Source organism: Bacteroides sp. 4_1_36 (genome assembly GCF_003466325.1).
Classification (GTDB): Bacteria; Bacteroidota; Bacteroidia; order Bacteroidales; family Bacteroidaceae; genus Bacteroides; species Bacteroides uniformis.
The window spans coordinates 290,883-305,391 of sequence record NZ_QSOX01000003.1 but is presented as its reverse complement, the minus strand read 5'-3'; the positions used below and the strand labels follow the sequence as shown (position 1 = coordinate 305,391).

Below are 14,509 nucleotides of genomic sequence, written 5' to 3'. Positions count from 1 at the left end.
AACCTATGATTGAATTAAAGAATAATCCTGCCGGAAACTTCTTCCTACTGGCAGGTCCATGTGTCATCGAAGGAGAAGAAATGGCAATGCGCATTGCCGAACGTATCGTGACCATCACAGAAAAACTGCAAATCCCATACGTATTCAAAGGGTCGTACCGTAAAGCCAACCGTTCGCGTCTGGATTCCTTTATGGGTATCGGTGACGAAAAGGCGCTGAAGATACTGCAAAAGGTACACGACACTTTCGGAGTACCTACCGTGACCGACATTCATGCCGCCGAAGAAGCCACCATGGCTGCCGAATATGTGGATATTCTGCAAATTCCCGCCTTCCTCTGCCGGCAGACAGACCTGCTTGTAGCCGCCGCCAAAACCGGAAAAACCATCAACATCAAGAAAGGGCAGTTCCTCTCTCCGCTTGCCATGCGCTTTGCGGCTGATAAAGTAGTGGAAGCAGGCAATAGGAACGTCATGCTGACGGAACGCGGAACTACTTTCGGTTATCAGGATTTAGTCATCGACTATCGCGGCATCCCCGAAATGCAGACCTTCGGTTTCCCCGTCATCCTGGATGTAACCCACTCCCTGCAACAGCCCAACCAGACCAGTGGCGTCACGGGAGGTATGCCGCAACTTATCGAGACCGTAGCCAAAGCCGGTGTTGCCGTAGGTGTAGACGGACTGTTCATCGAAACCCACGAAAATCCCGCCGTAGCCAAGAGTGACGGCGCCAACATGCTGAAACTCGACCTGCTGGAAGACCTGCTGACCAAATTGGTCCGCATCCGGGAAGCAGTCAGATAAATTCCATTTATCCGGAATGGAATCCGAAAAAAACAACAGAAGTTGTGATTTATCCAAGGGCTGTCCGACAGATAGTTCAAGAACAATTTAAATTCATAATAATATGAAACATCTATTACGTGGTTTATGGATTGTAGCGTTAATTCTTTGCTGCAATTTTCAGCAGGTATTTGCACAGCAAATGCCGCCTATCCCGGTCGACAAAAATGTCCGTATCGGAAAGTTGGACAACGGATTGACCTATTATATCCGCAAGAACAGCCAGCCTGCAAACCGGGCCGACTTTTACATTGCCCAAAAGGTAGGCTCCATTCAGGAAGAAGCCGACCAGCGCGGCCTTGCCCACTTCCTGGAACACATGTGTTTCAATGGAACGACCCACTTCCCCGGTGATGCACTGAAGCAATACCTGGAGCGTATCGGGGTGAAATTCGGTGAGAACTTGAACGCCTATACTTCCGTAGACGAAACCGTATACAACATTTCCAATGTGCCGGTCACTACTCCGGGAGCCATCGACTCCTGCCTGCTGATTCTGCACGACTGGAGTAACGATTTGACCCTGGACCCGAAGGAAATAGACAAAGAACGCGGAGTCATCAACGAAGAATGGCGCACCCGTATGAGCGCCATACAACGCTTCCAGGAGAAGATGCTTCCAGTCATGTTCGAAGGAACGAAGTATGCCACTTGTTTCCCTATCGGAACGATGGAGGTCGTTATGAACTTCAAACCGCAAACTTTGAGAGACTACTATGAAAAGTGGTACCGTCCGGACCTTCAGGGTATTGTGGTAGTTGGCGATATAGATGTGGACGCCATCGAAGCCCAAATCAAGAAAATGTTTTCTGATATTCCCGCCCAGCCCAATGCTGCCAAACGCGAGTACTATCCGGTAAACGACAACAAGGAGCCTATTGTATTGGTTTATCAGGACAAGGAACAGTCCAATGTACAAGCCCTCATCTTCAACAAGCACGAAGCCACTCCTGACGAGCAGAAAGGCGACATGGGCTATCTGGTACAGAATTATGCAACCACGCTCATCAACAATATGCTGAATGCGCGTCTGAACGAATTGGTACAGACCGCCAATCCTCCTTATATATATGCCGCCACTTATGACGATGATTTCTTTGTTGCCAAAACCAAAGATGCCTTCACCGGTGTCGTTGTCTGCAAGGAAGATGCCATAGAAAATGGAATAGCCACTCTCCTGCGCGAAACAGAACGCGCCCGCCAATTCGGCTTTACGGAAACGGAATACAACCGTGCCCGTGCCGAATATCTGCGCCAACTGGAATCTGCTTATAACGAGCGTGACAAACGCAAGAATGAAGAGTACGTGGATGAATATGTCCGTCATTTCCTCGATAACGAACCGATTCCGGGCATCGAAAACGAATACGCCATCATCAATCAGATAGCTCCCGCCATTCCGGTTGCCGCACTGAACCAGATGATGCAAGCCCTCGTGACAGACAGTAACCAGGTAGTCGCAATTCTCGGTCCGGATAAGGAAGGATTGAAAATGCCGACAGAAGATGCAATCAAGAAGATTCTGAAAGATATTAAAGCTGAAAAACTGACTGCCTACGTAGACAAGGTGTCGGATGAACCTTTGATGGCCGAAGCCCCGAAAGGCGGAAAGATTGTATCCGAGCAGACAGATGATACATTCGGCACTACAACGCTGACACTCTCCAACGGAGTCAAGGTCATTATCAAGAAGACAGATTTCAAGGCAGACGAAATCCGCATGAAGGGAGTCAGCCTAGGCGGTAGTTCCTTGTTCCCCGACTCGGAAATCATCAACATCAACGGACTGGATGCAGTGAGTGTCGGTGGTCTGGGTAATTTCAGTGCCGTAGACCTGGAAAAAGTTCTGGCCGGCAAGAAAGCTTCCGTCAGCTATGGTATCGGTGACAAGACAGAAACCGTCAATGGCAGCTGTTCACCGAAAGACTTCGAAACAATGATGCAGCTCACTTACTTGACGTTCACCGCTCCACGCCGTGACGACGATGCCTTCGCATCCTACAAGAACCGCAACAAAGCTGCTTTGCAGAATATGGAAATGAATCCCCAGGTGGCGTTCAGTGACTCTGTCTCGGCCGGTATTTACATGCACCATCCCAGAAGAGCCAGAATAAAGGCGGACATGATTGACAAGATGGATTATGACAAGATTCTGTCCATGTATCAAGACCGCTACAAAGATGCCAGCGATTTTACCTTTATCTTTGTAGGAAATGTGAATGTGGAGGAAATGAAACCACTCATCGCCGAGTACCTGGGTTCACTGCCTGCCATCAACCGCAAGGAAACATTCAAGGACAATAAAGTGGACATGCGCCAGGGAGTTTATAAGAACGAATTCGTACGGAAGCAGGAAACTGCCAAAGCGTCGAACTTTGTCCTGCTGAACGGTGACTGCAAGTACGACCTGAAAAATGACATCCTGCTGAGTATGACCAGCCAGATTCTCGACTTGGTTTATACAGCCAAGGTACGTGAAGACGAAGGGGGCACTTACGGTGTATATGTAGGCGGCCAATTAAGCAAATATCCGAAAGAAAAGGCTCTCTTGCAGATTGTATTCGAAACCGCTCCGGCAAAAAGAGAAAAGCTGATGCAGATTATCTTTGCAGAACTCGACAACATCGCCAAAGCAGGTCCGTCGGAAGGAGACTTGAATAAAGTGAAGGAGTTCATGCTGAAGAAACATGCCGAAGACTTGAAGGAGAACAGCTACTGGCTGGGAAGCATTGACGAATACCTGTTCACCGGTATGAATCCGATAAAGGATTACGAACAGATTGTCAACAGCATCACCGTGAAGGACATCCAGAAGTTCACCGACGACTTGTTCAAGCAGAAGAACGAGATTGAGGTATCAATGATCAGTCCTGAAACTCCTGACAAAGAATAAGAGAGCCATACACACAGAAGGCTGCGTTGTTCGATGAAAGGCAGCGCAGCTTTTTTTATACAAACTCTATATATACAAATACTATGAGTCTTTTCTTAGATTTGCGCAAGCACGGAAAACTGGCAGAAAAACGAAATCCGATGTACGAAAAAAGTAAATTCGGAAAATTCTGGATGTACTTCATGTTCGTCTTCTGGGCCGGTTACCTGATATTCTTCGGTACGACCTTTGCATTCGCCTTTGACGGTGGTGCCACAGAAGCCTATCACGTAATGAATTCCGGATTGATATTTGTCCTTGTGCTGGATTTCCTGATACGCCTGCCTTTCCAAAAAACACCCACCCAGGAAGTGAAGCCCTACCTGCTGCTTCCCATCAAGCGGAACCGTCTTATCGACTTCCTGCTGATCCGTTCCGGACTGGATGGCTTCAATCTGTTCTGGCTGTTTCTGTTTGTTCCGTTTTCCATCATCACCGTCACCAAATTCTATGGAATCAGTGGTGTGCTGACCTATTGCATTGGCATCTGGCTGCTGATGGTATTCAATAACTACTGGTTCTTGTTGTGCCGCACACTGATGGGTGAGCGCATCTGGTGGCTGGCACTACCGGTAGTAGTATATGGTGGCATTGCCGCCGCACTATTCATTCCGGACAACAGTCCGCTTTTCGACTGTTTTGTCAATCTGGGAGAAGGGTTCATCACCGGCAATATACTGTCATTCATCGGTGTACTGGCTGCCATCGCCCTCATGTGGTTCATCAACCGCACCTTGATGCAGAAACTCATCTACAATGAACTGAACAAAGTGGAAGATACACGGATAAAACATGTATCCGAATACAAATTCCTCGACCGCTACGGCGAAATAGGCGAATACATGAGACTGGAACTCAAGTTATTGCTACGCAACAAGATTTGTAAGCGTTCGCTCTATTCCATCACCGGTGTAGTGATAATGTTCAGTAGTATCATTAGCTTTTCCGATGTGTATGACGGAGGTCTGAGAGATTTCTTCGTCCTTTATAATTACATTATCTTCGGCATCATGTTCCTCAGCACACTGATGGGTTACGAAGGCAATTACATTGACGGACTGATGAGCCGCAAGGAATCTATCTACTCGCTGCTGCGTGCCAAATACATACTGTACAGCATTGCATTGCTCATTCCTACGATTCTGATGATTCCCGGTATGGTTACCGGGAAGGTATCCGTACTCGGTTGCATCGCATGGCTGATATTCATTCCGGGAGCCGTATACTGCTGTCTGTTCCAACTGGCAGTCTACAACAACAAGACTACCGACCTGAATTCAAAGATGACCAGTCGGCAGAATATAGGCACCGGTCTGCAGAATCTGATTTCCGGAGGTGCTTTCGGCATACCTTTACTGCTGCTTTTTGCACTGAATGCCATCTTTGGCAAAGAGGTCACCCCCTGGATACTTATCGGCATCGGCGTGGCATTTATCGCCACTTCCAAATTCTGGCTGATGAATGTATATCACCGGCTCATGAAACGCCGCTACAAGAATATGGAAGGCTTCAGGGACAGTAGACAGAAATAGAAATCATTAAACATCAATCACTAACATGATACGCATCAACAATTTACAAAAGAATTTCGGCACAAAAAAAGCCGTAGATATAGAGAACTACACCATCGGGCAAGGCGATATGCTGGGACTGGTAGGCAACAACGGTGCAGGCAAGACCACCCTCTTCCGGCTTATTCTTGACTTACTGCAGGCAGACCGGGGCTATGTAACCATCAATGACATTGACGTCAGCAAAAGCGAGGACTGGAAGAACTTCACGGGAGCCTTTATAGACGACGGTTTCCTGATAGACTACCTCACCCCCGAAGAATACTTCTACTTCATCGGTAAGATGTACGGTCTGAAGAAAGAGGAGGTAGACGAACGCCTGCTTCCCTTCGAACGCTTCATGAACGGCGAAGTGATGGGGCAAAAAAAATTCATCCGCAACTATTCTGCCGGAAACAAGCAGAAAATCGGCATCATCTCCGCTATGCTACATCACCCGCAACTGTTGATTCTGGATGAACCGTTCAACTTCCTTGACCCCAGTTCACAGTCTGTAATCAAACACTTGCTGAAAAGATACAATGAAGAGCACGGAGCCACCGTCATCATTTCCAGCCATAACCTGAATCACACAGTGGACGTTTGTCCACGTATTGCATTGTTAGAAAACGGCGTTATTATCCGCGATATACGAAATGAGAACAACTCTGCCGAGCAGGAATTGGAAGCTTACTTCAACGTCGGTGTGGAGGAAGAAGCCGTGGTAGAAGAAACGGTAGTAGAAGCAGCCGTAGAAGAAATAACGGAAAAAGAAGATAAAACGGTAGAAGAAAAAAATTCGGAAGCATGAAAAAATATCTTTCTTATATAGTAGCTCTTACTATCATATTGATAGGCCTAAGTTCTTGCCATACTTCCGCGCCACGCCTGGACTACAAAGCCCTGGCGCAGGCATCCGTCCGTTTGGGAGTGGATATTGAACTGCAGGACAACCACAAGCTATACATCCATGCCTCCGAATGGATAGGCACCCCCTATCGCGCAGGTGGCGACAGCAAACGTGGAACGGACTGCTCCGGACTGGTATCGCAACTGTATAAGAAAGTTTACCACACCCGTCTGTCGAGAAGCACAGACGGGCAACTGAAAGAGAGCAGTAAAATCTCCCGCCGTAACTTGCGTGAGGGAGATTTGGTGTTCTTCACCAGCCGTGCTTCCCGCAAAAAAGTGGCACACGTAGGCATCTACCTCAAGGACGGCAAGTTTATACATGCCAGCACCAGCCAGGGAGTCATAGTCAGCAACCTCCGGGAAAAATATTACACCCAACACTGGCTCTGCGGAGGAAGAATAAAATAATACTAATTTTTCCCTTCTTGTGATTTTCTTTACTCTGTCCCGACTGATAGTCCAGAAACTATTAAAAGAAGAAAACAATGAAGAAACTTTTAGGCATCCTCTTATTCATCAGCATTGCGCTGAGCGCCAATGCACAACTTTTATGGAAAGTATCCGGTAAAGGATTAGAGAAACCATCCTATATTTTCGGTACTTATCACCTCTCTCCACTCAGTATAAAGGACAGCATTGCCGCCATGCCGCAGGCCATGAGCGAAACCGCCCAAGTCTACGGGGAAGTTGTGATGAGCGAAATGGCGACTCCCGCCTTCATGCAAAGCATGCAACAGCAGATGATGATGCCCAAAGACACCACGCTGCAAAGCCTCTTTACTCCCGAACAATACGAAGAAGTAGGCAAAGCCATCAAGGAAAACATGATGGTGGACATTGCCATGCTGGCACAACTGAAACCGGCTGCCATCAACCAGCAGCTTGTCGTCCTGCTCTACATGAAACACACTCCGGGCTTCAACCCGCAAGAACAGCTTGACACTTACTTCCAGCAGCAGGCCGCACAGCAAGGCAAGAAAATTGGCGGTCTGGAAACAGCCCAGTCACAAATAGACATTCTGTTCAACAGCCAGACGCTGCAACGCCAGGCAAGCCTCCTCTACTGCGCCATCAGCGACATTGAGAAAGGTATCGACCAAAGCAAACGCCTGATTGCCGCTTATGAAAAGCAAGACCTGGACGCCATGCTGCAACTGATGGAAGAGCGCGACGGCAATTCATGTGACCCACTACCCGGTGAGATGGAAGCCATGCTGGACAACCGCAACAAGGCATGGGTTGAAAAGATGCCTACCATCATGACGGAAGCCCCCACCCTTTTCGTAGTCGGCGCCGGGCACCTGCCCGGAGACAATGGAGTGTTGAACCTTCTGAAACAACAAGGATACACCATAGAAGCCATGAAATAAATCCTCTAACAATTCTCTCTAACAACTTTTAATGGCAAGCTATACAAAGCGTGACGGTCAAATACCATCACGCTTTGTTTGCATATACACTTTATTCTCCTCATCATATCGTACATCCCGAAAAATATACTACTTTTGCACCAAAGTCTTGGCAGTTATAGTGATAACGGCCATTTTTGACTTGATTCGATAAGAACGCAAGAAGCGAAAGTTATTATCCCTGCCTATTCGGAATCTGGAAAATTCAATAAACGTCATGGGATGATAGCAACAGTTTCTTCACGTCTATGTTATTATATACTTAGGCGTGGGGACTGTTGTCTATTTATGACGTGGGCATTTTCCAGAGCCTCGAATGCAGATAGGCAATAACAGTCCTCGCGCTTTTTATATAATAACCTTCGTCAACGGGGACAGACGAAATGAAAGATACCGCGTATGCATCTTACATTATTTGGAGAAATACAGTTATTTCTGTTGATTGCCGCTACATCTGCAAGCTTTCTATACTGGATAAATTATAAATACAAAAGTCTGAACAGGCAGATTATCCGGGCAATAGACATTCCGGTATATCTGCTGAACAGACAAGGTTTTGTCGTAAAACTGCTCAATACACCTACCGAAAAGGCGAACAGACTTCCGTTCCAAAACCTGGGAACTCTCAACATCAAAGATTTGGTGACAGACGCCGATGAATGCCGGAAATACATGACGTCGCTGTTACGCGTACTGAATACCCGCACTTCGGACAGCCTGACCCTAAAGATAAGAATAGAAAGTGGTGAGAAACTATATATCGCAGTGCGCATGGTCTACCTCAACAGAAATTATGTCATAGCCTTCATACGCGACATTACGGAAGATGAAGTCCAACGCCGGGAAAACGAAAAATACCGTTTCTTCCTTGAAAGTATTCTGGAGAACCTCCCCATCGCCACTACAGTAAAAGATAAAAACGATGAAGGACGTTACCTGATATGGAACAAAAAAGCGGCAGAGATGATGGAAGTCCCCGCTGAGGATATTGTGGGACACTATGAAGAGGAGTTCAAACCCCTAATGCAAGATAATTTCATTCAGGAGACAGACAAAGAAGTTGAAGAGTCGGAAATTCCCCAGTCCTACATCAAACACTTTGTCAATCCCAAAGGCAGAGAGTATATTCTGTCGTTTCACAAAACGCTGGTGTCCTACAACAAAGGGAAAGAGAGGTGGATTGTCAGTTCTGCACTGGACATCACCGAACTGCTGGCAGCCAAAGAGAAAGCAGAAGAAGCCAACCGCCTGAAATCGGCTTTTCTCGCCAACATGAGCCACGAGATACGTACTCCGCTAAACGCCATCGTCGGATTCTCCTCCATACTTTCCGATTATATACAAGACGAAGATACAAAGGAATACATACATATCATCGAAGAAAACACCCAACTGCTGCTGCAACTGATTAATGATATTCTCGACCTGTCACGCATCGAAGCTGGCATTCTCGAATTCACAGAAGGAGATATGGATGTAAACAAGACGCTTGATGAAATGCAGACGATGGCAAAACTGAAACTTCCGTCCGAAGTCAGTATACGTCTCCTGCCCGGTGCGGATTACTGTATTATTCACACAGTCCCCAAACGGGTAAGACAAGTGCTGAACAACTATCTGTCAAACGCCCTCAAGCATACGGAAGAAGGTTTCATCGACATTGGTTATCACCTGCCGCAAGAAGACAGGATTCGCTTCTTTGTCCGTGATACCGGTTGCGGCATTCCTCCTGAAAAGCAAAAGGATGTATTCGAACGCTTTGTCAAGCTAAACAGTTTTAAACAAGGCACGGGTCTCGGACTCTCCATCTGCACCATGATTGCCGAGAAAATGAACGGAAAAGTGGGCGTCAGCTCTATTCCGGGGAAAGGTTCCGAATTCTGGTTCGAAATACCCTATCAACCTACCGGAAGCCAACCTGCATAAAAAAGCCCGCCACTGACATGAACTCTGTCAACGACGGGCAACCTAAACCATCACCGATGCTATCCTGACTCACAATACCTATCGAAGACTAAATCGCAGTTTTCCACTCTGCACCAGTTCTTCATGAGTGATACGATATCGGGACAGTTTTTTTCCTCCTAGTTCCATTTCACGGATATAAAGCGACTCTGCCGACGGGCGTTCCGTCTCTATCACCAGTTGGTCGCGTCCCCAATACTTAGGGTCGAGCTTTATGGTCACCTTATCAAATACCGGAGTAGACAGCGTATAAGCCGGTTCTCCGGGACAATCCGGATAAAAGCCCATCATATTGAAGATAGCCCAAGCAGACATCGTTCCGGTATCATCATTGCCGGGAATTCCGTCGGGGGCATTCTTGAAATACTTCTGCAAAAGGCGGTGCAGCTCTTTCTGCGTGCGCCACTCCTCACCCTTGAAATAAGAAAAAAGATGGGCGTATGCAATGTCCGGTTCGTTGGCAGGGTCGTACAGTCCTTCGTCGAACACACGCTGAAGCTTGTCTACGAACGGCTTCTTTCCACCCATGAGCCGGGCAAGCCCTTTCACATCGTGGGGAACATAGAAAGTATAGTTCCAGGCACAACCTTCGTGAAATCCGGGGTTCGGCTCAAAGTTCTCTCCCTGCCTCGGGTCGAAAGGAGCATAGAATTCACCGTTAGGCAGGATAGGACGGAAAGTACCGTACTCCTTACAGTAATAATGCTTGTAGCCCAGCGAACGTTCGTGGAACAGACGGGCATCCTCCTTCTTGCCAAGCGCAGCGGCTATGCGCGACAAGGCATTGTCGGCAATATAGTATTCCAGGGCATGTGAAACGGAATTGTCATACTGCTCCCGCAGGGGCACATATCCCAATGACACGTAGTCGTCATTGTCCGGTCGGAGCAGATTCTCCGCTCCCGGCAGGGTGGCTCCCTTGCGCATGGCTTCGTAGGCCAGTTCTATATCAAAGTCGCGCAGACCTTTCAGCCAGGTGTCGACGATGACGGGAATGGAAGGGTCACCTTCCATGGTCAGCGTCTCACGTCCGTAGAGTTCCCATTTGGGAAGCCAGCCGTGTTCGCGGTACATGTCGAGCATGGAGCGCACCATCTGCAATTGCCGTTCGGGATATACCAGCGTAAGAAGCTGGTGCACATTGCGGTAAGTGTCCCACAAAGAAAAGACGGTATAACGGTCGCCTTGGGTAGTCAAAATCTTATCACTCTCCATAGCGGGATATTCCCCGTTCACATCTTGCAGGATATTGGGATGTATCAGCGTATGATAGAGTGCCGTATAAAAAACGGTTTTCTGCTCTTCCGTACCTCCTTCCACAAGGATGCGCGAGAGGTCATCGTTCCAGCGGCGACGGGCTTCTTCCAGCACTTGACCGAAGTTCTTTCCCTGCTGCTCGGTATCCAGATTGAGGCGGGCATTCTCCATGCTCACAAAAGAGACTCCCATCTGTACTTCCACCTGCTCGCCTTCTTCGGTATCGAATGTAAGATAGGCGCCGATATCATCTCCCGCCAGTTCCTTCTGGTAGCGGGTGTAAAGTTTGTAGCGTCCGTTATCGGGGTCCCATTCGGCCTCTACACCGGTCATGGGGCGCTGCTTCTTCCAGTAGCCCGAAGCGGCGGGCTGCTTGTTGACACGCATCACAAAGTAGATGGGAAAAACGGCTTGTGGGTTGTAGCAGAAAGTACCCAGCAGCTTCATACCTTCAAACTCGCATTTACCCGTCTGGCGCAGAAAAGCTCCCGATTCATTGGTCAGGCCTTCGCCCAGGTTCAGCAGCACATGGCTCTGCCCGGCAGGAAAGGTGAAACGCGCCACACCCGTGCGAGGAGTTGCCGTCACTTCCGTCTTCACATTGTAGCGGGTCAGGAAGTTGCTGTAATATCCGGGGGATGCCTGCTCGTCCTTATAGCGGCTTCCATATTCCTTATAATCTACGGACAGCTCTCCCGTAGTGGGCATCAGCAGCAGAGAACCCAATTCCGGACAGCCCACACCGCTCAAATTGACATGCGAGTATCCGGTAAAGAAACAATTGTGATACTCATAGGGAGTAGACCACCAGCGGGCATCTTTATCGTATTTGTTGTCCTCCGAACCCATCACGTTGAAGGGCACTACGGACATCATTCCATTGGGACAGACGGCTCCCGGATTCGTGGTACCGAAGTTGGTGGTACCGACAAAAGGATTCACATAGTCCGCAGGATGCTTCTCCGCAGCCATAGATGCCGTGAGCATTCCAAAGGAGATGATACAGAAAGTAATCAGTCGTTTCATAATATAGTAAGGATTTGTTCTTTATTAGTTAGTGAGCACGCTACCCATGCCGGTGTCATTGCATGCACTCTGCAAAGTTATTGCAAACGGTCTGCAGTGACACTGCAAACTACTTTGCAGTAGCGCTGCAACAGTTTTGCAGTGACGCTGCATCAGCTTTGCAGTGGCGCTGCAACGGCTTTGCAGTAGCACTGCAAAAAGCATGCAGTATCTTTGCAGTGACATTACACTAAGTATAAGACAGTTACGGCAGACGCTTTTCAGCAATACCAAGCACCCGCCAACTGCTTGGTGCTTACAAAATACTTGTGCGCTTCGTGAACTCCAGAATCTCGCGGATATAGCCAAAAGCAAGCCCCACTACCGTATCGGCTGCACCGTAGTATACAGCTACACGTTCTCCATCCTGCAATGCTGCGCAAGGGAACACCACATTGGGTACATCGCCTGCCAGTTCGTATGGAGCAGCCGGCGCAAGCAGATACTCACGGGTGCGGTAGAGCAACTTGGCAGGATTGTCCTTATCCAGAATAGCTGCTCCCATGGAGTAACGGAAACCGTTACAAGTGGTTATCACGCCATGATAGAACATCAGCCAACCCTCGTCCGTGAGGAACGGTACCGAACCTGCCCCTATCTTGGTACACTGCCAGGCACTTTCGGGGAAAGGCGTAGGAGCCATCACATGGCGGTGTTCGCCCCAGAATTTCATGTCAGGGCTGAAGCTAATGTAGATGTCGCCAAAAGGAGTATGTCCGCTATCGCTGGGACGGCTCAAGAGCGCATATTTGCCATCGAACTTCTGAGGCAACAACACACCGTTGCGGTTGAAAGGCAAGAAAGCATTCTCGCACTGGAAGAACTCTTTGAAATCGAAAGTATAGCCGATGCCGATGGTGGGGCCGTAGTAGCCGTTGCACCACGTAATCCAGTAGCGGTCCTCAATCCATGTCACGCGCGGATCGTATTTATATTCGGACTCTATCATGTCCGTATTCCCGGCCTTGAACTTGATTGGCTCATGCTCTATTTCCCAGTGGATGCCGTCCTTGCTGAAACCGGCAAAGATATTCATCTGCACCGCCCGGTTGTCACAACGGAACACACCGGCATAACCATCCTTAAACGGAACCACCGCACTGTTGAAAATGCTGTTCGACGACGGAATATGGTAGCGGTCTATTACGGGATTCTCCGAATAACGCCACATTACATCCTTACAGCCTGCCGGCCGTTCTTCCCAAGGCATTGTGATTTTGTTGCTCATAATTGCTCTATATTATTAATTGGTTATTGTTGTTTCTTCTCATCGGCATACGTAAATGGTATGAAGTACGTAATGAGGAACGCCGGAATGGTGGCAAACAGCGTGAAGGTAAAGAACGCCTCGTACCCCAACCAGTCGCTGACAAAACCGCTGATTGTGCCCGGCAACATCACACCCAGATTCATGATGCCCGAAGCAAAGGCATAATGTGCCATCTGGTGCTTTCCCGGCGCCACCTGCTGCATCATGAACAAAGTCAGTCCCACAAAACCAAAACCATAACCGAAGTACTCGAGCACGATGGCACTACCTATCAGCAACCCGCTTTCCGGCTGGTACATGGCAAGCAGGGTATACGCCACAAAAGGCAGATTGAAGATGCAGCACAGAGAGAACAGCGTCCGCCGCAATCCCCGGTGCGAAATGTAATAGCCTGCCAACAGTGACCCCAGCACAAAGGCTGCCGCCCCATAAGTGCCGTAGTACAAACCTATCTGCTGCTCATTCAGTCCCAAGCCACCTGCCGAACGCTCCGCCTTCAAGAAAAGAGGGACAATCTTCATGACAAAACCCTCGGCAAGGCGATAAAGGATAATGAACGCTATATAGTACCAGATGTGCTTCTTCAAGAAGAAATCCTTGATTACCGCCACCAACTGCTCCCACGTCTCTCTTGCCGACTTGGCGCCGGATGCGGCAGCACCGCCCGATGGCAGCATGCGCATGTGGTAGAAGCCAAGCAGCAGCATCACCGCCGCCAATATCAGCATCACCGTCATCCATGCATGCCGGGTAGCCTCGTGGCGGACTGCCTCTGTGGCACCCTCCACCCCACCGAAACCTACCAGCAAGGCACCTGCCAGCCAGACCAACCCGCCGGACGCCACAATCTTCGCTATATTGTAGAAGGCTCCCTGCCAACCGATATACTTGGCCTGGTCCTGCTTGTTCAGTTCCGACATGTAGACACCATCCGTAGCCACATCGTGCGTGGCTCCGCTGAAAGCAATCACTGCCAGCAGCGCAATGCATATCGCAAAAAAGAACGGTAACTGCAACGCCAAAGCCACCAGAGCAAAACCTGCTCCGGTAACCATCTGCGTCAGTACCACGAAAAACTTCTTCGTCTTGAACATTTCAAGGAACGGACTCCAAAGGAACTTCAGCGTCCAGGGCATCATGATGAGCGACGTCCACAGAGCAATCTGCGCGTCACCGATACCCAGCCCCTTGAACATCAACACAGAAACCATGTTCAGCACCACAAACGGCAATCCCATGGCAAAATATACGGTGGGGACCCACGATATAGGATTATGATTTTTTCGGCTCATCCCTTCTGTATA

General features: G+C 48.7%; 10 protein-coding genes. 7 read left to right on the top strand and 3 right to left on the bottom strand.

What is annotated here, in order from left to right:
• The first annotated feature begins 5 nt into the window (after positions 1-5).
• The 7 genes from kdsA to DXD65_RS05560 all read left to right on the top strand — a co-directional run bounded on the left by kdsA (position 6) and on the right by DXD65_RS05560 (position 9,574).
• On the top strand, positions 6-806 hold the full coding sequence (gene kdsA / locus DXD65_RS05590; RefSeq protein WP_009037040.1) for a 3-deoxy-8-phosphooctulonate synthase: 801 nt from the start codon (positions 6-8) through the stop codon (positions 804-806).
• A gap of 103 nt (positions 807-909) precedes the next feature.
• Positions 910-3,738, top strand: coding sequence for a M16 family metallopeptidase (locus DXD65_RS05585; RefSeq protein ID WP_044467820.1), 2,829 nt, complete (start codon positions 910-912; stop codon positions 3,736-3,738).
• A gap of 83 nt (positions 3,739-3,821) precedes the next feature.
• Entirely contained in the window at positions 3,822-5,309 is a 1,488-nt protein-coding gene (locus tag DXD65_RS05580; RefSeq protein WP_005835497.1) for a DUF5687 family protein, read from the top strand.
• A 25-nt stretch (positions 5,310-5,334) separates the two neighbouring features.
• Positions 5,335-6,138: an ABC transporter ATP-binding protein gene (locus DXD65_RS05575; protein WP_057097192.1), complete on the top strand. Its 804-nt coding sequence runs from the start codon at positions 5,335-5,337 to the stop codon at positions 6,136-6,138.
• Complete coding sequence (locus DXD65_RS05570) at positions 6,135-6,647, top strand: C40 family peptidase (protein ID WP_005828855.1); 513 nt, start codon at positions 6,135-6,137, stop codon at positions 6,645-6,647. Before DXD65_RS05575 ends, DXD65_RS05570 begins: the two co-directional genes overlap by 4 nt.
• A 77-nt stretch (positions 6,648-6,724) precedes the next feature.
• Complete coding sequence (locus DXD65_RS05565) at positions 6,725-7,609, top strand: TraB/GumN family protein (protein ID WP_117887407.1); 885 nt, start codon at positions 6,725-6,727, stop codon at positions 7,607-7,609.
• Between the two features lie 438 nt (positions 7,610-8,047).
• Positions 8,048-9,574: a PAS domain-containing protein gene (locus DXD65_RS05560; protein WP_117887406.1), complete on the top strand. Its 1,527-nt coding sequence runs from the start codon at positions 8,048-8,050 to the stop codon at positions 9,572-9,574.
• Between the two features lie 78 nt (positions 9,575-9,652).
• On the opposite strand, the gene DXD65_RS05555 is transcribed toward DXD65_RS05560, so the two are convergent.
• The 3 genes from DXD65_RS05555 to DXD65_RS05545 all read right to left on the bottom strand — a co-directional run bounded on the left by DXD65_RS05555 (position 9,653) and on the right by DXD65_RS05545 (position 14,497).
• Positions 9,653-11,896: a GH92 family glycosyl hydrolase gene (locus DXD65_RS05555; protein ID WP_009037044.1), complete on the bottom strand. Its 2,244-nt coding sequence runs from the start codon at positions 11,894-11,896 to the stop codon at positions 9,653-9,655.
• 295 nt (positions 11,897-12,191) lie between these two features.
• Positions 12,192-13,163 carry a glycoside hydrolase family 130 protein gene (locus DXD65_RS05550; protein WP_009037046.1) on the bottom strand — a complete coding sequence of 324 codons (972 nt, stop codon included), beginning with the start codon at positions 13,161-13,163 and terminating at the stop codon, positions 12,192-12,194.
• A gap of 23 nt (positions 13,164-13,186) precedes the next feature.
• Positions 13,187-14,497, bottom strand: coding sequence for an MFS transporter (locus DXD65_RS05545; RefSeq protein ID WP_016272635.1), 1,311 nt, complete (start codon positions 14,495-14,497; stop codon positions 13,187-13,189).
• Between the last annotated feature and the right edge of the window lie 12 nt (positions 14,498-14,509).